Below are 17,523 nucleotides of genomic sequence, written 5' to 3'. Positions count from 1 at the left end.
AATACGTTGTATTATAAGAAACTATAGTGCAACGTATGGTATTAATAATTGTTTGTCAGGAATAGCTTATGGAAACCCGCCGTGCAGAACGAATCAATAAACTTACTCAGGCCCTAAAGCGTTCCGACAAAATCCACCTCAAAGACGCGGCCAATTTGCTGCGAGTCTCTGAAATGACTATTCGCCGTGATCTTAGCGCCGAGCCGACCGCCGTGATTTTGTTGGGTGGTTATGTGGTGATGGACCCTAAAAGCAATAACGCCAATAACTATTTTGTTTCTGACCAGCAAGCCAAACAGGTGGAAGAAAAACGCCGTATTGGTCAGTTGGCAGCAAGGTTGATCGCCGAAAATGATACGGTTTTTTTTGACTGCGGCACTACAATTCCCTCTATTATCGACGAGATAGACGAAGAACTGGTATTTACTGCCATTTGTTACTCCCTTAACACCTTTCTTTCCTTACAAGACAAACCCAACTGTAAAGTGATTCTGTGCGGTGGTGAATTCAAACCCAATAACTATATTTTCACACCGATCAGTCAGCACAATGAGCTGGACAATGCCTGCCCAAACAAAGCTTTTATCTCCGCAGCCGGCGTTTCAATTGAGTATGGCGCCACCTGTTTCAACTTCGATGAAATTCTGTTAAAGCACCGAGCTATGGCCAAATCACAACAGAAAATCCTGGTGGCCGACCACAGTAAGTTCGGTAAAATAAAACCTGCCAGCATTGGAGCATTGACCCTGTTTGATGCGTTAGTCACCGACCGCCAGCCTGATGCCGAGTTCAGCCAGTTCTTTTTACAACATGGCATCAAAATCGACTGTTAGACTTGATTACATAGCAAAAATCTTAACCCGGTAAATACCGGGTCGATAAACCTATCCGCATATATCAAGTAAAAATTGGATTATATTTAAGCAGAATAGCACAACATTAAATAACCATATTATATTTGTGGTTAAATCACTCTTTGCCTATCAAATTTCTAAAACACAATTCCATTATTAAATGAACATGCAACAGTATAAAGATTTAAGGTAAATTAATTTAACATTTAGTGTTCATTTAACGCATTTAAATAAAAGAATAACGTTAGTTTATTGTCAGACAAATTAGTGACAGAAAAAATTTATATGACAAATATAGGGCTCGATACTAATAATCATGCGCTGACTTATTCCCCCTCACTATGCCTATTGTCTTTTTTCCTCTTATTTTCCTGTTGAATTTATCATCAAATCCATAAACCACCATCACATGATAATTGATTTAATAACATTAAAAATCAACAAGTTAAATTATTTTTGTTGTTTTAAACTAATGATATTCATCAATAAATCAGTGAAAAAATCGATTTCCGCTAGATCCATAAGCGTGGTTAAAATATATTGCACGCCAAGAAGCAAGGAATAAAGAATAGTCTGTTTATTTATCGGCCAGAAGGGAAAGTATACTTTTCATTATTTCTAGTGATAAATCATAAACATTTACATAACAATCAGTTTTAAATTCGTAACAAATGATCGGCGGCGAGTTTATTAAGCATTTGGGAGCATGATCACGGTAGTTTTCACTGCAAATCGCTATCTTGCCGCCAGCAAAAACTATTGTTCTTCCAAGAACACCAAAAATATCCGATACCGCGAATTCATCTTCTTAATATCGGTTAAATTTTGCACTTGACAATTTAGGTATAAAGCACGATTACGGCACCAAAGTAATAACCAGGGCACCAATTTTAAACGAATCGTTTTGACTGAATTTTTCGCCTGATTATGCAACTCGATAATGCATAGCGGGTATCTAACTTTCGGCTCTTAATTTTAAATTAACGTGTTCACAGTGGAGATCTTTATGGACACTACTCAAGCAGGCACTATTGCCTCCCCGGGAAAAGTTTCATCAAGCACATGGCGTAAAAGTGACACCATGTGGATGTTGGGCCTGTACGGTACTGCAATCGGTGCAGGCGTATTGTTCCTGCCTATCAATGCCGGTATCGGCGGCCTTCTGCCGCTGATTGTAATGGCCATCATTGCTTTCCCGATGACCTTCTTTGCTCACCGTGGTCTCTGCCGGTTTGTGCTGTCAGGCAAAAACCCAGGTGAAGACATTACTGAAGTGGTTGAAGAGCACTTTGGTATCGGCGCAGGTAAGTTGATTACCCTGCTTTACTTCTTCGCTATCTACCCGATTTTATTGGTATACAGTGTGGCAATCACCAACACCGTTGATAGCTTCATTACCCACCAGATGCATCTGCCATCACCACCGCGTGCTATTTTGTCCCTGATTCTGATCGTGGGCCTGATGACTATCGTGCGTTTTGGTGAGCATGCCATTGTAAAAGCAATGAGTATTCTGGTATTCCCGTTTGTTGCAGCATTGATGTTGTTGGCTGTGTACCTGATCCCTAACTGGACCGGTGCAATATTTGAACATGTATCAATGGACGGCAACGGTACTGGTAGCGGTCTGTGGATGACCATGTGGCTGGTTATTCCGGTCATGGTGTTCTCATTCAACCACTCCCCTATCATCTCGGCGTTTGCAGTATCAAAACGTGAAGAGTACGGCGTAGATGCAGAGAAAAAATGTTCACGCATTTTGGCTTTTGCTCACATCATGATGGTTGTCACCGTTATGTTCTTCGTCTTCAGTTGCGTACTGAGCCTGTCTCCTGCGGATCTGGCGGATGCGAAAAGCCAGAACATTTCTATTCTGTCTTACCTGGCTAACCACTTTAATACTCCAATAATTGCCTACATGGCGCCGGTTATTGCCTTTATCGCTATCACCAAGTCTTTCCTGGGTCACTATCTGGGCGCACGTGAAGGCTTTAATGGCATGATGATTAAGTCTCTGCGTAGCAAAGGCAAAACTATCAATCATGACAAACTGAACCGTATTACTGCCCTGTTCATGCTGGTAACAACCTGGATCGTCGCAACCATGAACCCAAGCATTTTGGGTATGATTGAAACCTTGGGTGGCCCAATCATCGCGATGCTGTTGTTCCTGATGCCAATGTACGCAATCCATAAAGTTCCAGCGATGCGTAAGTACAGCGGCCATATCAGCAACGTATTCGTGGTTATCATGGGCCTGATTGCTATCTCTGCAATCTTGTTCAGCCTGTTCGGTAAATGATTCTGAGGCTGGCCAACGTCCACGGCCAGCCAGTTATCATGGTCTGATGTTGTAAATTGTTTCAAAAACCGGAGCGTCCGCTCCGGCTTCCTACCACGGCAATGTCATCACTTTAATAATTAGAACCTTTAAGGGGCGATATATGGTCAGCGTTTTTGACATTTTCAAGATTGGTATTGGTCCATCCAGCTCTCATACCGTCGGCCCAATGAAGGCTGGCAAGCTGTTTACCGATGACCTAATCGAACTGGGGCATCTTTCTGCCGTCACCCGAATCACTGTTGATGTTTACGGCTCTTTGTCTCTTACCGGTAAAGGCCATCATACCGATATTGCGATTATTATGGGTTTGGCGGGGAATCTGCCTGATACCGTTGATATTGATGCAATCTCTGGTTTTATCCGCGATGTAGAGTTGCGGGAACGTCTGCTGTTGGCAAACGGCAGCCACGAAGTTGATTTCCCGGCCAATGGCGGGATGAACTTCCACAGCACTAACCTGCCATTGCACGAAAATGGTATGACCATCAGCGCTCATGCGGGTGATGACTGTATTTTCAGTAAAACGTATTACTCCATCGGCGGTGGTTTTATTGTCGATGAAGCACACTTTGGTCAGGAAGATAGCCAAGCGATTACTGTGCCTTATCCGTTCAAGTCTGCCCGTGACTTGCAAAAGCACTGTAAAGATACCGGTTTATCACTGTCCGGTTTAGTGATGCAAAATGAACTGGCATTGCACAGCAAAGCCGAAATAAGTGCTCACTTTGCCGCAATCTGGGCAGTGATGCGTGCCGGTATTGAGCGCGGCATCAATACTGAAGGGTTATTGCCTGGTCCAATGAAAGTACCACGTCGCGCCGCAGCTTTGCGCCGAATGCTGGTTAGTACCGATAAAAATAACTCGGATCCGATGATGGTTGTCGATTGGATTAATATGTATGCATTAGCCGTCAATGAAGAGAACGCTGCGGGCGGGCGGGTCGTGACTGCCCCGACTAACGGCGCGTGTGGCATTATTCCGGCAGTTTTATCTTACTACGACAAATTCATTCGTCAGGTAAATGAGAACTCATACAGTCGCTACTTCCTGGTCTCTGGTGTGATTGGGGCGCTGTATAAAATGAATGCGTCTATTTCCGGCGCTGAAGTGGGTTGTCAGGGCGAAGTGGGTGTGGCCTGTTCCATGGCCGCAGCAGGCTTGGCTGAGTTGATGGGCGGTAGCCCTGCTCAGGTGTGCATTGCAGCAGAAATCGCGATGGAGCATAACCTAGGGCTGACCTGTGACCCAGTGGCAGGGCAAGTTCAAGTGCCGTGTATTGAGCGTAATGCAATTTCTGCGGTGCAAGCCGTTAACTCTGCGCGCATGGCGCTACGTCGTACTAGCGAACCCAGTGTTTGTCTGGATAAAGTCATCGAAACGATGTATGAAACCGGCAAAGATATGAATTCTAAATACCGCGAAACCTCCCGAGGGGGGTTAGCAATCAAGATCGTTGCCTGTAACTGATTTATATCAGTGATAGGTCACCTAATATGCTAAAAGGGCTACTTTTCAGTAGCCCTTTTTCTTATTAATCAATCATCTTCTTTAAACTAGCCAAATACGCTACCAAACCATTGACTGAGTTTCATCATCACGAAGTCCCAGATGCGACTAAAGAAACCGCCCTCTTTTACTTCGTTTAATACCACCAGCGGGCGTTGGTCAATCGTCTTGCCATTAAGCTGAAAATCGATGGTTCCGACCACTTGATTTTTGGCCAGCGGCGCACGCAGCTCCGTTTGATCCAACTTATAACTGGCTTTAAGATCCTTCATCTGCCCTTTCGGGATAGTGATAGCGGCATCCTCTGCCACCCCAAGCTCGGCCTCGCCGGTATCACCAAACCACACTTTCTGCGTCACAAAAGGTTTGGTGGCTTTAATCGGCACCACGGTTTCATAGAAACGGAAGCCCCAGGTCAACAGTTTTTCACTTTCACTAAAGCGAACCCGATCACTGGGTGCACCTAACACCACAGAGATTAAACGCATTGGCCCTTCGGTTGCAGACGCGACCAGATTATGCCCCGCACCGGAGGTAAAACCGGTTTTCATGCCATCCACATTGAGATTAGTGCTCCATAGCAGACGATTACGGTTAATCTGACGAATCTTATTAAAAGTGAATTCTTTCTCTTTGTGCAGCGCATACTCTTCCGGCACGTCGCGGATCAGTGCCTGACCTAATACCGCCATATCCCGGGCAGTGCTGTACTGCCCTGGCGCATCAAGACCATGGACGGTCATAAAGTGAGTATTCGCCAGACCCAAGGCTTTGGCGTAATTGTTCATCAGGCCAACAAAACTGTCTTGGCTACCAGCCACATAATCGGCCAACGCAATACTGGCATCATTGCCTGACTGAATCACAATACCTTTATTCAAATCGGACAATTTTACCTGATCGCCCGGTTTCAAAAACATCAGTGAGGAACCACGTAATGCCGGATTACCCGTAGCCCAGGCATCTTTCCCCACGGTCACTAAATCATCAGGGTGCACTTTCCCCGCTTTAATGGCCTGTCCAATCACATAACTGGACATAATCTTAGTCAAACTGGCCGGATCGAGGCGCTGGTCACTGTTCCCTTCCACCAACACCTTTCCACTGTTGTAATCCATCAGCACATAGGCTTTGGCATCTACCGGCGGAGCAGCCGGGTCTCCAGCCGCATGCGCGGCGGGCAGCACCAAAAGCAATAAGCCAGCACTGAAGGTTAATTTCTTTATCTTAAAGGGGAGGATAAATTTCATCATGAGGTCGCCAGAGTATCCTTGCTAATAATTGGAAATAAGTGGTATTCCCAGAACCAACCACTGTCCAATTAGCGAAAAAATAACGTCTTTTCACTTAGACTGAAATATTAGCTTAGTCATATTTCAGTCCCTTTTCTAAATTTATCCCATTGCTGGCTCAATTGGGCGTAGTTTTACGTTTTGTTTTGTAAAGAGACTGTTTTTTGTGAATATCGATGGCTATACGGCTAACCATCTTCCTGTCTGAACATCCTTACACCTAAGCACCTAAACGTCTAAAAAAACATAAATATATAACAAAAGGTAATATATACAGGTTATTTGTTCTTTTTAATGCTTAAGCCGCTAGCGCTATTATCCAGCCCATCAGTTGTTATCCAAATTCATGCTGTTAAACAATTTATGCTGTTAAACAAATAATGCTGGAGTATGCAATGGCTATCCCACGCTCGGTACTTGATCTTATCGGCCACACCCCGCTACTGGAACTGACCCACTTTGATACCGGCCCATGCCAACTGTTCGTCAAGCTGGAAAATCAAAATCCCGGTGGGTCGATTAAAGACCGTGTCGCGCTCTCGATGATTGAGCAAGCTGAAAAAGAAGGGTTGCTGCAACCCGGCGGAACCATCATTGAAGCCACCGCTGGCAATACCGGCCTTGGGTTGGCATTGGTGGCGGCGCTAAAAGGTTACAAACTGCTATTAGTGGTACCGGATAAAATGAGCCAGGAGAAAATTTTCCACCTGCGAGCATTGGGCGCACAAGTGCTATTGACCCGCTCGGATGTGGGCAAAGGGCATCCGGCTTATTATCAGGACTATGCTCTGCGTCTGGCGCAGGAAACACCGGGGGCTTTCTATATCGATCAATTCAATAACCCGGCAAACCCCGCGGCGCACCGGACATCGACCGGCCCTGAGCTGTGGCAACAGATGGATGGGCAGGTCGATGCCATCGTGGTGGGTGTTGGCTCCAGCGGCACCCTGAGCGGCCTGAGCCAATACTTTGCCGAGGTTTCACCCGCCACCGAGTTCGTACTGGCCGATCCTGCGGGATCTATTTTGGCAGATTACGTCGACAGCTCGCAGATTGGCGATGCGGGTAGCTGGCTGGTCGAAGGAATTGGTGAGGATTTTATCCCGCCACTGAGCAACTTTTCTCAGGTAAAAAAATCTTATCGCATCGATGATGCTGAAGCCTTCAGCACCGCACGCGCGCTATTGCGGGAAGAAGGGGTACTGGCAGGCTCATCTACCGGCACCCTACTGGCCGCAGCATTACGCTATTGCCGCGAGCAAACCACACCAAAGCGAGTGGTCACCTTCGTTTGCGACAGCGGCAACAAGTACCTGTCCAAAATGTTCAACGATTACTGGCTCATGGAACAAGGTTTGCTGAGCAAGCCCCAGTATGGCGATTTGCGTGATTTCATCACTTATCGTCATGAGGACGGCGCAACAATTTCTGTTTCACCGCAGGACACGCTGGCCGTGGCTCACGCCCGAATGCGCCTATATGACATCTCCCAACTACCCGTATTAGACGGCGAAAAAGTGGTCGGGTTAATCGACGAATGGGACTTGCTGAACACCGTACAAGCAGATGCCAGCCATTTCAAATTACCGGCCAGTGCCGCTATGACCCATCAAGTGAACACATTACAAAAAGAGGCCGATTACCGCTCTCTACTGGCGACATTCAATGATGGCCATGTAGCAGTAGTGTTGGATGGAGAGCGTTTCCTTGGCTTGATTACCCGCACTGATGTTTTGAATACCTGGCGTCAAAAGCTGGCTTAATCTTCTCATATTAAGGATTTTTATTATGGCAAAGTTCGATACCTTAACCGTTCATGCCGGTTATACCCCCGATAGCACCGGTGCGGTGATGCCCGCAATTTACGCGACATCCACCTTCGCACAACCCGCTCCCGGTGAGCATACTGGTTATGAATATTCGCGCAGCGGCAACCCAACGCGTGCCGCGCTGGAAAAGGCGATTGCGGAACTGGAAGGGGGCACTCGAGGTTACGCCTTCGCCTCTGGTCTGGCAGCCTGTTCAACTGTGCTTGAACTGCTGGATCAGGGTAGCCATATCATTGCCGTGGATGATTTATATGGTGGAACCTATCGCCTGCTGGAAAAAGTTCGCAGCCGAACGGCCGGTTTGCGAGTGACCTATGTCTCCCCTGCGGATACCGAGGCATTAGAACAAGCAATATTGCCAGAAACCAAAATGATCTGGGTGGAGACACCGACCAATCCATTGCTGAAACTGGCTGACCTGGCGGCCATTGCGGCGATTGCCAAAAAGCATCAACTTATCAGTGTGGCCGATAATACCTTCGCCTCCCCTTACATCCAGCGCCCGCTGGAACTGGGCTTTGATATTGTGGTGCATTCCGCCACCAAATACCTTAATGGCCATTCTGATGTGGTCGCTGGCGTCGCGGCGGTGGGCAATAACCCTGAACTGGCAGAACAGTTAGGCTTTCTGCACAATGCGGTGGGCGGAATTTTAGATCCTTTCAGCAGCTTTCTGACGTTACGCGGACTGCGCACCTTGGCTTTGCGCATGGCGCGACATAATCACAGTGCTCAGCAGATAGCCGAGTGGCTCGAAGGGCAACCACAAGTTGAAAATGTCTATTACCCAGGGCTGAAAAGCCACCCACAACATGAGCTGGCATCACGGCAAATGGCGGGTTTCGGCGGTATGATTTCTGTGCGATTGAAAGGGGATGATGAATACGCTCGCGCGGTAATCAAACGCTCACATCTGTTTACCCTGGCCGAAAGTTTGGGCGGGGTGGAAAGTTTAATCAGCCAGCCATATAGCATGACTCATGCCTCCATCCCCTTAGAAACCCGGCTGAAACACGGTATTACGCCACAATTGCTACGTTTGTCGGTGGGTATTGAGGATACCGAGGATCTGATTGCGGACTTGGCACAAGCACTAAACGGTTAATCTCCTGCTGACAGGACGTTGCCGCGTTGATAGCGGCAACGTCCATTATTACGCAGTGAAACCACAGCAATCAATACCGCGGCTGTTATATCAAATATAGGTGGTGATAAATTTTAGCGCCGGTGAGCCAACGACCTGACCCATCTATCGCCCAGGCTTTGTACGCCCTGAACCAAAATGACCAATATGATTAATGTCGCTACCATCACTTCATTATTAAAACGTTGATAACCATAACGAATAGCCAAATCACCTAATCCACCGCCACCAATAACCCCCGCCATTGATGAGAATCCCACCAGCATCACGACAGTTAAGGTAATACCGGCCAATAAAGCGGGAAGTGCCTCTGGCAATAGAACTTTTTGAATCACATGGCGTGCCGAGCCGCCCATCGATAAAATTGCCTCAATCCGCCCTTTATCCACTTCATCCAAGGCCGCTTCGACCACTCGGGCAAAAAATGGGATGGCCCCCAGAGTAATTGGCACGATGGCCGCGGTACTGCCTAACGTGGTGCCGATAATCCAACGGGTAATCGGAATCAACGCAATCAGTAACACCACAAAGGGCATTGAGCGCCCCAGATTAACAATGGCACCGACCAATGTATTCAAGCGCGGCGCAGGCAAAACCCCATTGGGGCGCGAAATAAATAACAACACCCCCAGTGGTAAGCCAATCAATACAGTGAAAAAGGTGGCAATTACCACCATATAGATGGTTTCGCCGGTGGCATTGGTGACCAGTGCCAGCAGATCTTGCCAACTCATGCCGCTGTTCATATCAGTTCTGCTCTCACGCCACGCTCATTAAGAAATTGTAAGACCTCAGCTAAACTCAACCCGCCGTCTGGGTGGCTGAAATCAACCTGCAAACGCCCAACCCGCTGGCCACCTATCGATTCCACCCCACCGCCAAGTAGGGTTACCCCCACGGCATGTTGCTGCGCCAACTCACTGAGCACGGGGGAAGCCGATAAGGTATCGAAAAAGGTTAGCTCCGCCACTGGCGCACCAGACAACGACGCCGGCCCCCGAGCGGGAAGCAATGAACGCCCTAAACGGGAATGTGTTGATGCCAATAAGTCAGCAATAGCGCCGGTTTCCACCACCCGCCCCCGCTCCAACAGTGCTGCGCTATCACAGATGGATTTCACCACCTCCAATTCGTGAGTGATCAACACGATGGTCAATCCAAGTTGGCGATTGATATCACTGAGCAATGCCAGGATCGATGCGGTGGTTTCAGGGTCCAGCGCGCTAGTCGCTTCATCAGATAACAAATATGACGGTTTGGCGGCCAGCGCTCGGGCAATTCCCACGCGCTGTTTTTGTCCGCCCGATAACTGCGAGGGGAAAGCATAAGCCTTGTCATTCAAGCCAACCAAATCCAATAACTCCGCAACGCGCTGCTGGCGTTGCGCTTTGGGCATCCCAATAATTTCCAGACCAACAGCAATGTTGTCCCATACATTACGTGAATGAAGTAAATGGAAATTCTGAAAAATCATGCCGATATTTTGCCGTTGCAGCCGCAATTCACGGTCAGAAAGTGTGGTTAATTCCCGGCCATCCACTTGAATACGGCCCGAAGTGGGCCGTTCCAATAGGTTTAGACAACGGATTAAGGTACTTTTACCTGCCCCGCTACGGCCAATAATACCGAACACCGAGCCTGTCGGGATCTCAAGCGAGACCTCCTCCAGGGCCACCATTGGCAGCCCTCCTTGTGGATAGGTTTTACTCAGGCGTTCGATGCTAATCATGATTTAAGGCCTGCCACAGGGATAACTGAACCGGCGTATTTCTCAGTGATAAACTTCGCCACTTCGGGTGACTGTAAATCTTTCGCCAATTGTTTGATTCGTGGATCACTGGCCAGCGCGGGGGTGGTGACCAGAATATTGGCATAAGGGTTACCGGCAGCTTTCTCCAGTCCTAATGCATCTTTCGCCGGATTAAGCCCTGCCTCCAACGCATAATTTCCATTAATCACTGCTAAATCAACATCATCCAATGAACGAGGGATTTGCGGTGATTCAATCTCTAAAATTTTCAGGTGTTTTGGATTGTCCGCGATATCCTTCGGCGTCGCCTGATTTTTAGCCGGATCGGTAAAGCCCGGCTTCAAGGTAATCAGTCCCTGATCTTTCAGTAAATAGAGCGCACGGCTGAGATTAGTCACGTTATTCGGCACCGCTACCGTGCCATTTTGCGGGACATCAGCAAAGGTTTTATGTTTGTGGGAATAGACGCCAAGTGGCTCAATATGCACCGTTGCGGCCACGGCAAATTTTTGCCCCAGCGCCTGCTCCTGGGAGTGCAGATAAGGCACATGCTGGAAGTAGTTGGCATCGACATCACCGTGTGCCAGCAACTCATTCGAGTTCACACCATTGGGGATCTCGATGACCTTCAGGTTCAGAGAGGGATCGAGTTTTTGCACAAATTGCAGAATTTCTGCATGAGGAACCGGATCGGCGGCTACCCGCAGCGCTTCGGCTGCCTGTGCTGACAAACTAAAAGAAGACACCCATGCAGTTAGTAAGGTGGCACTAATCAGGCCGGAAATACGTGTTTTAGTCATTATCATCATCCCAAAAATAAAGTTTTTAATTCAAGCGACCCAAAAATCAGTGCGCCAGGTAGATTGCCAGCAGACGATCCGCGATGAACTTATCCAACCCCTACAGCTTCAATTGCGCAGGGTAGTAACGCTCGGCAACATCGGGGTGAGAGCGCAAACGGCCCTTGAGATAATTAAGCCCAACATCACGAAACAGCGGGTTATGAGGATCACTGGCTGGCCCACGCGCTTGCGCCACCAGCGGCGCTGGCAGTTGATACAGCGGAACCACCGCATCCAGACGCGCCCCCAGGAAGAAGGCGATAGATAACCGGTCTGTACCGGCAGGAGGTGTTTCCACCCGGTGCACCGTGGCGCGCAGATAACCATTACTGGCCAGCTCCAGCAGCTCTCCAATATTGACCACGAAGGTGCCGGGTCGTGGTGCGGCATCAATCCAGCGCCCTTCCTCCACCTCCACCTGCAAGCCGCGTTGCTGGTCTTGCAATAAGAAACTGAGGAAACCGGAGTCTTTATGCGCACCGACCCCCTGACCGCTTTGTGTGGTTTCACGCCCTGGATAGCGAATCAACTTGATATGTTCATTGGGTTTATCGCCATACAACTCATCAAATGCATGTTCATCCAGTTCCAATGCCAGAGCGAAAGCCCGCAGCAAGCGCAGTGCCATTCCGGTCATTTCCCGCTGCCATTGCAGTATTGTTGGTTTTAATTCCGGCAATGCCGCTGGCCACTGGTTTGGCCCTTGCAGCCGCGCCCAACTTGGCGTATCTGGCGTTTGCGGTAATGGGGCTCTTTCCGCGCCAATATCGAACTGCTCGCGCCAATCCGGTAGGCCTCGCGTTAACTCAGAGGCCGCACGGTTATAGCCACGAAAATGTGGCGAGCGCACCATGGCCACCGCCAGTTTGTCCTCATCAGGCAAGGCAAAAAATTCACGGGATAAGGTTTGGATTTGTTGTAATAACGCGGGGTCAATGCCATGTCCGGTGAGATAAAAGAATCCGATATCTCGTGCGGCATGGCGTAAATCGACTAAGAATGCCTGACGTTCAGTTTCACTGCCATTAAGCAGGGAAAGATCCAATAGTGGTAATGTGTTGGCAGATAATGGGTTAACCGCGGTTGGGTTAACAAATAATGGGTTGCTTAGTGTTTGATGACTCATGTTTCACTCCAGGATTTTCAGTCGGTTGCTTTTTTTGCTCAGAACCAATGAAAACTGGACAACCATATAAACGAATAATCAGCATAATCAGCTCCTGGGCTGTGGGGTGAAAGCAGACAGACGACAACACTCTTTCTTTAGCCATCGGGCGTTTAGTGACAAACCGCGTTAATAACCTGTCATTTAAGGATAAAAAGCAGTTTTAAGAGCGTTCTCGACTAGATACTTAACAATCTATATCTAAACGATATAAACAATTAACACCGAAACTGAGTAACTCACCAATATCAATCCGTTCTATGTTATTTCTTTCATTACTGATAACAATGCCGTATCACCTGCCCGGCAACATCGAAAACCAGAGTCATAACGTTGTCTTAATATTCAGATAATCTGCCATCCATAACTGTATCGGGGTGAGCTAGCAACCCTGCCGTGCTAAGTAAGCTTCCATGTTTTGCTAGAAAGTATTAGCTTAACGGTTGATACCCTTTTTTCCGTCGGGGAATTTCAGATGCCCAGCACATGCACTGTTAAGTTTCACTTCAATCTTTCTGTCAGCCGGGAGGTGACTTAATGGATTTGGCCCTGTTTGATCTCGATGAAACGCTGATCAGTGATGATAGCTCCGGCCTTTGGTTACGCTGGCTGGTTGATAAAGGGCTGGCTCCTAGTGAGCTGGCAGAACAAGAACAGTATTTGATGAAACAGTACTATCAAGGGCAGATGTCGATGTCCTGTTATATGGAATCAACATTGTCGCCCTTAATCGGCAAACATACGGCTGAAGTTGCTGGCTGGGTTGAGCGTTTTATCGAGCGAGATATTCTGCCACGAATTTATCCGCAAGCCAGGAAGCTACTGGCCTGGCACCGTAATCGCGGTGATTACATCGTGATTATTTCAGCTACCGGCGAACATTTGGTTACCCCTATTGCGCAGCATTTCTCTGCCAATGCAGCATTATCTATCGGTGTTGCGGTGGAGGATAACCGCTACACCGGCAAGACCTATGGCACCCTGACTTACCGTGAAGGCAAAGTCGAACGGTTAAAACAGTGGCTCATGGCGTCGCCTCAGTTAGATTTTCAGCATACCTACGGTTACAGCGACTCGATTAATGACAAGCCGCTACTGGAATATGTTGATCATGCGGCAGTGATTAATCCCGGTAATGAATTAGTGGATTTGGCAATACTGCATGACTGGGATATCCACCATTGGCAACGGCGTTAAATAACGCTGTTTCAGGGGCGTTGGTAGATAAAAATCAAATAAATAGAGAGAATTATATGCTGACTGTTTGGGGTCGGAATAACTCGACCAATGTCAAAAAAGTACTTTGGTGTTTAGAAGAACTGGGTATCAGCTATCAGCGCATTGATGTCGGTGGCCAATATGGCAAGCTCAATGATCCCCTGTATCGCTCAATGAATCCAAATGGCCTGATCCCTTGCCTGCAAGATGGAGACTTCATCCTGTGGGAGTCCAATACGATTGTCCGCTATCTGGCCGCACAATACGGCGATAGTGCACTTTATTTACCTGATGCACAGTTACGCGCAGGGGCAGAAAAGTGGATGGATTGGGCCACTTCCAGCATGGTGGAACCCTTTAAAGCGGTGTTTATCGGGTTGGTACGCACCCCACCAGAACAGCAGGATAAAGTGAAAATTGCTCAGGGTATGACACAACTCAATACCCTGATGGCAATTGCCGATCACGCACTTGAGAAACAAGCGTATCTGTCTGGCGATAAATTCGGTATTGGGGATATCCCGTTAGGGTGCCTGGCCTATGCCTGGTTTAACCTGTCGATCGAACGTCCATCACTGCCAAGTTTACAGCGGTGGTATCACAGCGTGTCACAACGTGCTGCATTCAAAAAAGTGATTGATATTGGCCTGAGTTGATTAAACAGGGGTGAGCTAACGCCGCTAACACCCCGGTGGCTTCAAGAATAAAGGGAGTACCCAAAGTCATTGGAGTCACAGGTAGGCAGCAAGCGAACAAATCCCGATGAGCTTACTCAAGTAAGTGATTCGGGTGAGTGAACGCCGCTAACCCCCCAGTGACTTCAAGGACAAAGGGAGTACCCAAAGTCATTGGAGTCACTGGTAGGCAGCAAGCGAACAAATCCCGATGAGCTTACTCAAGTAAGTGATTCGGGTGAGTGAACGCCGCTAACCCCCCAGTGACTTCAAGGACAAAGGGAGTACCCAAAGTCATTGGAGTCACAGGTAGGCAGCAAGCGAACAAATCCCGATGAGCTTACTCAAGTAAGTGATTCGGGTGAGTGAACGCCGCTAACCCCCCTGTGGCTTCAAGGACAAAGGGAGATTAGAAATCGTAGCTGGCACCAACCATATAACGGCGCCCATCCAGCACTTTATCGTTAACTTCGATATCTACACGTTTATCCAGTACGTTATACACGCCTCCCATCAAACGGAACTCTTTGGTCAGTTGATAGTTAGCCCCTAAATCGACAAAAGTGTAAGACGGCGTTTTATTGCCCATACTGGTACGATCAAGATACTCTGATGTTCTACCCCGGTAGTTAGCCCGAACCCAGGTGGCTAATTCTTCATTTGCCTGCCAGTTCAGCGTACCGTTCAACATGTGCTTAGGCATCTGGTTCAACGGTTGACCCGAGAATTGCCCACTTTTCTGCTCAGATTGAGTAAAGGTGTAGTTCGATGTCAGTGACCAGGCTTTATTGATTTCCCAACCGAAAGTCGCTTCCACACCACGGGTCATGGCTTTATCCACGTTGGTGCGATCACTAATAAATTTATAGCTGGTACCATTGATCATACATTGGCCGGACGCATTGCCCGTGGTATCAGTACAACGGCGTACCTCGGTGATTTTATCTTTAAAATCAGTATTAAACAGTGTCACACCGGCATTCATACCTTCCTGATCATCCCACAGCACACCAATTTCCTGGCTGAGGCTTCTTTCTGGTTTCAGGTTGGCATTACCGACAATGATAGCAGGATCACCCCGACCACCGCCGGTGATTTGTCCCCAGTTTTCCGTGGCCTGACGTAAATCAGGTGAACGATAGCCACCAGATACCCCGCCCTTTAATGTCCATTGTTCAGCCAGATGCCAGACACCGTACAGACGTGGTGTCCAGTGAGTACCGTAGTTTTCGTCCTGATCCATACGGACACCACCGGTCAGCGCGAAATCATTGGTCATCTGCCATTCATCTTCTGCAAATAACGCCCAACTCCAACGGGTCAATTTAGTCAAATCTTTGGCGGAGGCTAGTTGATTACCCTTGTCATTCAGCTCTTCATAACGATATTGACCGCCAAGAATTAAAGTATGGCTATCGAACAGGAATGAGGTTTGGCTATTAAAGATATTATCAACACTCTTCATGTCACGTGATGGATTACGGGTTTCATCTCGTTGAACATAGCTGGTTGAATTACCGAAATCATAATAACCGTGGTGGGTAATCGCATAATTATTACGGTCATATTGCACGTCACTGCTTTTACCGGTTAATGCCACTGAACGCCCGGCGGTTGAGTTTCGGTCCTGCACATAATGGCCGATATCAAAATCAAATTCGTTTTTATCATCGGGAGTCAGGGTAAATGTTGCCGCACCGTTTCTCATGCGCTGTTCATTGTAGCCATCGATTATCTTATCTTCGCTACGATGCGAGAGAAGCCCGCTAACTTTCAATCCCAGCAAGCCATCAATTAATGGACCAGAAGCGTAAGCATTGGTCTGATATATATCGCCGGAGTCTGAATCCTCCTGCAAGGTGGCATCTGCGCGCACCGTGCCTTGCCACTCTTTACCCACCTTCCGGGTAATAACGTTGATTACCCCTCCCATGGCATCCGAACCATATAAAGAGGACATCGGGCCACGTACAACTTCAATACGCTCAATGGCGGCAAGTGGTGGCAGCCAGCCTTGCTCAATCCCTGAACCGTCGCTGTTAGGGCGGGTGCTACGGGTATCAACACGTTTACCATCCACCAGAATCAGGGTGTATTTAGCGGACATGCCACGAATACTGATATCACTGTGGCTACCACCACCGGTGACAACAACGCCGGGAACATCTTTCAGCGCATCGGTAATATCACGATAGGCTTTATTTTCAATCTGCTCGCGGGTAACCACAGAAATAGATGCCGCAGAATCTTGAATGCGTTGTTGGAAACCGGATGCCGTGACAACCATGGTGTCAGTTGCCGTGGTATTTTTTGTTTCAGCGGCGGATGCCTGAGATGAGATAATTGCAGCTATCACTAATGCCGCACTGTGAGATTTTCTAAAACCCTTGTTAACCTTAACCATTACACGATCTCCATGAGGTGTAAATTTATCAACAACCTTTTCAGCAGGCGTTTTTTACTTGCAGCAATGCCGCCTGGCGGACAGGTGAAAATTTATTTTTTATTAATGTCGGCAATAGCTCACCACAGCAGAAATATCGCTTCCGGCCCTTTCTGCCTAATTATTATTTTATGAAATCTGTTACTGCCAAAATATACCCAAAGTAATTAGAGTCACGGGTGAACTGCGTCCCGATGCGCTTAGACGAGTAAGTGAATCGGGTGAACCAGCATCGCTAACCCCCCCTTTGGCCATGCTCCGTGACGACTGTTGCACCGCTTCCCCTTATCGTTCCTTATAAGATGGCGCTAACAATAAAACAAACGATAATACTTATCAATAAGATTGCGATAAACAATTAGGTACAATACGATGTAAATCCTTATTTTATAATATTATTTAATCAATAAGCCTGATTTATCCCCGCATTCAAAAGGGCAATAAAGAGAAGTTAGCGAAAT

At 47.7% G+C, this 17,523-nt stretch carries 13 protein-coding genes; 7 read left to right on the top strand and 6 right to left on the bottom strand.

The window, feature by feature from the left end; all coding sequences use genetic code 11:
* The first annotated feature begins 68 nt into the window (after positions 1-68).
* The 3 genes from deoR (at position 69) to V2A84_RS04620 (ending at position 4,666) form a co-directional block, all read left to right on the top strand.
* Positions 69-833 (top strand): DNA-binding transcriptional repressor DeoR, encoded by a 765-nt coding sequence (deoR, locus tag V2A84_RS04630; RefSeq protein ID WP_083158394.1) that lies wholly within the window; start codon positions 69-71, stop codon positions 831-833.
* A gap of 1,027 nt (positions 834-1,860) precedes the next feature.
* Entirely contained in the window at positions 1,861-3,156 is a 1,296-nt protein-coding gene (locus tag V2A84_RS04625) for an HAAAP family serine/threonine permease (protein WP_083158393.1), read from the top strand.
* Between the two features lie 142 nt (positions 3,157-3,298).
* Positions 3,299-4,666, top strand: coding sequence for an L-serine ammonia-lyase (locus V2A84_RS04620; protein WP_083158392.1), 1,368 nt, complete (start codon positions 3,299-3,301; stop codon positions 4,664-4,666).
* A gap of 86 nt (positions 4,667-4,752) precedes the next feature.
* Here V2A84_RS04620 and V2A84_RS04615 read toward each other — a convergent pair whose 3' ends face one another.
* Positions 4,753-5,958: a serine hydrolase gene (locus tag V2A84_RS04615; protein WP_083158391.1), complete on the bottom strand. Its 1,206-nt coding sequence runs from the start codon at positions 5,956-5,958 to the stop codon at positions 4,753-4,755.
* Between the two features lie 434 nt (positions 5,959-6,392).
* Here V2A84_RS04615 and V2A84_RS04610 point away from each other — a divergent pair, with 434 nt between their 5' ends.
* Both V2A84_RS04610 and V2A84_RS04605 read left to right on the top strand, forming a co-directional pair.
* Positions 6,393-7,760, top strand: coding sequence for a pyridoxal-phosphate dependent enzyme (locus V2A84_RS04610; protein ID WP_083158390.1), 1,368 nt, complete (start codon positions 6,393-6,395; stop codon positions 7,758-7,760).
* Between the two features lie 25 nt (positions 7,761-7,785).
* Positions 7,786-8,931, top strand: coding sequence for a trans-sulfuration enzyme family protein (locus V2A84_RS04605; RefSeq protein ID WP_083158389.1), 1,146 nt, complete (start codon positions 7,786-7,788; stop codon positions 8,929-8,931).
* 113 nt (positions 8,932-9,044) lie between these two features.
* On the opposite strand, the gene V2A84_RS04600 is transcribed toward V2A84_RS04605, so the two are convergent.
* The 4 genes from V2A84_RS04600 to V2A84_RS04585 all read right to left on the bottom strand — a co-directional run bounded on the left by V2A84_RS04600 (position 9,045) and on the right by V2A84_RS04585 (position 12,688).
* Positions 9,045-9,716 carry a methionine ABC transporter permease gene (locus V2A84_RS04600; protein WP_083158388.1) on the bottom strand — a complete coding sequence of 224 codons (672 nt, stop codon included), beginning with the start codon at positions 9,714-9,716 and terminating at the stop codon, positions 9,045-9,047.
* Complete coding sequence (locus V2A84_RS04595; protein ID WP_442848631.1) at positions 9,713-10,699, bottom strand: methionine ABC transporter ATP-binding protein; 987 nt, start codon at positions 10,697-10,699, stop codon at positions 9,713-9,715. Before V2A84_RS04595 ends, V2A84_RS04600 begins: the two co-directional genes overlap by 4 nt.
* Positions 10,696-11,520 carry a MetQ/NlpA family ABC transporter substrate-binding protein gene (locus V2A84_RS04590; protein ID WP_083158386.1) on the bottom strand — a complete coding sequence of 275 codons (825 nt, stop codon included), beginning with the start codon at positions 11,518-11,520 and terminating at the stop codon, positions 10,696-10,698. The genes V2A84_RS04595 and V2A84_RS04590 overlap by 4 nt, the downstream gene beginning before the upstream one ends.
* Positions 11,521-11,620: 100 nt before the next feature.
* A complete protein-coding gene (locus tag V2A84_RS04585) occupies positions 11,621-12,688 on the bottom strand; it encodes an isopenicillin N synthase family dioxygenase (protein ID WP_193784631.1) in 1,068 nt (355 codons plus the stop codon).
* A gap of 576 nt (positions 12,689-13,264) precedes the next feature.
* Here V2A84_RS04585 and V2A84_RS04580 point away from each other — a divergent pair.
* Together V2A84_RS04580 and V2A84_RS04575 are read left to right on the top strand one after the other, a co-directional pair.
* Complete coding sequence (locus tag V2A84_RS04580) at positions 13,265-13,924, top strand: HAD family hydrolase (protein ID WP_083158385.1); 660 nt, start codon at positions 13,265-13,267, stop codon at positions 13,922-13,924.
* 56 nt (positions 13,925-13,980) lie between these two features.
* A complete protein-coding gene (locus V2A84_RS04575; RefSeq protein WP_083158384.1) occupies positions 13,981-14,601 on the top strand; it encodes a glutathione S-transferase in 621 nt (206 codons plus the stop codon).
* Between the two features lie 427 nt (positions 14,602-15,028).
* Here V2A84_RS04575 and V2A84_RS04570 read toward each other — a convergent pair whose 3' ends face one another.
* Entirely contained in the window at positions 15,029-17,023 is a 1,995-nt protein-coding gene (locus tag V2A84_RS04570; RefSeq protein WP_083158383.1) for a ligand-gated channel protein, read from the bottom strand.
* Positions 17,024-17,523 lie beyond the last annotated feature (500 nt).

This window comes from Yersinia sp. 2553 StPb PI (genome assembly GCF_052217105.1).
GTDB classification, from domain to species: Bacteria; Pseudomonadota; Gammaproteobacteria; order Enterobacterales; family Enterobacteriaceae; genus Yersinia; species Yersinia enterocolitica_E.
Note: the sequence above shows the minus strand (reverse complement) of the source record. Positions and strands in the feature narration are given on the sequence as shown.

What these genes read in the sequence shown, in the direction of transcription:
- deoR (WP_083158394.1), top strand. Translation starts at nt 69, where the DNA reads ATGGAAACCCGCCGTGCAGAACGAATCAATAAACTTACTCAGGCCCTA.
- V2A84_RS04590 (WP_083158386.1), bottom strand. Translation starts at nt 11,520, where the DNA reads ATGACTAAAACACGTATTTCCGGCCTGATTAGTGCCACCTTACTAACT.
- V2A84_RS04615 (WP_083158391.1), bottom strand. Translation starts at nt 5,958, where the DNA reads ATGATGAAATTTATCCTCCCCTTTAAGATAAAGAAATTAACCTTCAGT.
- V2A84_RS04620 (WP_083158392.1), top strand. Translation starts at nt 3,299, where the DNA reads ATGGTCAGCGTTTTTGACATTTTCAAGATTGGTATTGGTCCATCCAGC.
- V2A84_RS04600 (WP_083158388.1), bottom strand. Translation starts at nt 9,716, where the DNA reads ATGAACAGCGGCATGAGTTGGCAAGATCTGCTGGCACTGGTCACCAAT.
- V2A84_RS04580 (WP_083158385.1), top strand. Translation starts at nt 13,265, where the DNA reads ATGGATTTGGCCCTGTTTGATCTCGATGAAACGCTGATCAGTGATGAT.
- V2A84_RS04610 (WP_083158390.1), top strand. Translation starts at nt 6,393, where the DNA reads ATGGCTATCCCACGCTCGGTACTTGATCTTATCGGCCACACCCCGCTA.
- V2A84_RS04570 (WP_083158383.1), bottom strand. Translation starts at nt 17,023, where the DNA reads ATGGTTAAGGTTAACAAGGGTTTTAGAAAATCTCACAGTGCGGCATTA.
- V2A84_RS04575 (WP_083158384.1), top strand. Translation starts at nt 13,981, where the DNA reads ATGCTGACTGTTTGGGGTCGGAATAACTCGACCAATGTCAAAAAAGTA.
- V2A84_RS04625 (WP_083158393.1), top strand. Translation starts at nt 1,861, where the DNA reads ATGGACACTACTCAAGCAGGCACTATTGCCTCCCCGGGAAAAGTTTCA.
- V2A84_RS04595 (WP_442848631.1), bottom strand. Translation starts at nt 10,699, where the DNA reads ATGATTAGCATCGAACGCCTGAGTAAAACCTATCCACAAGGAGGGCTG.
- V2A84_RS04605 (WP_083158389.1), top strand. Translation starts at nt 7,786, where the DNA reads ATGGCAAAGTTCGATACCTTAACCGTTCATGCCGGTTATACCCCCGAT.
- V2A84_RS04585 (WP_193784631.1), bottom strand. Translation starts at nt 12,688, where the DNA reads ATGAGTCATCAAACACTAAGCAACCCATTATTTGTTAACCCAACCGCG.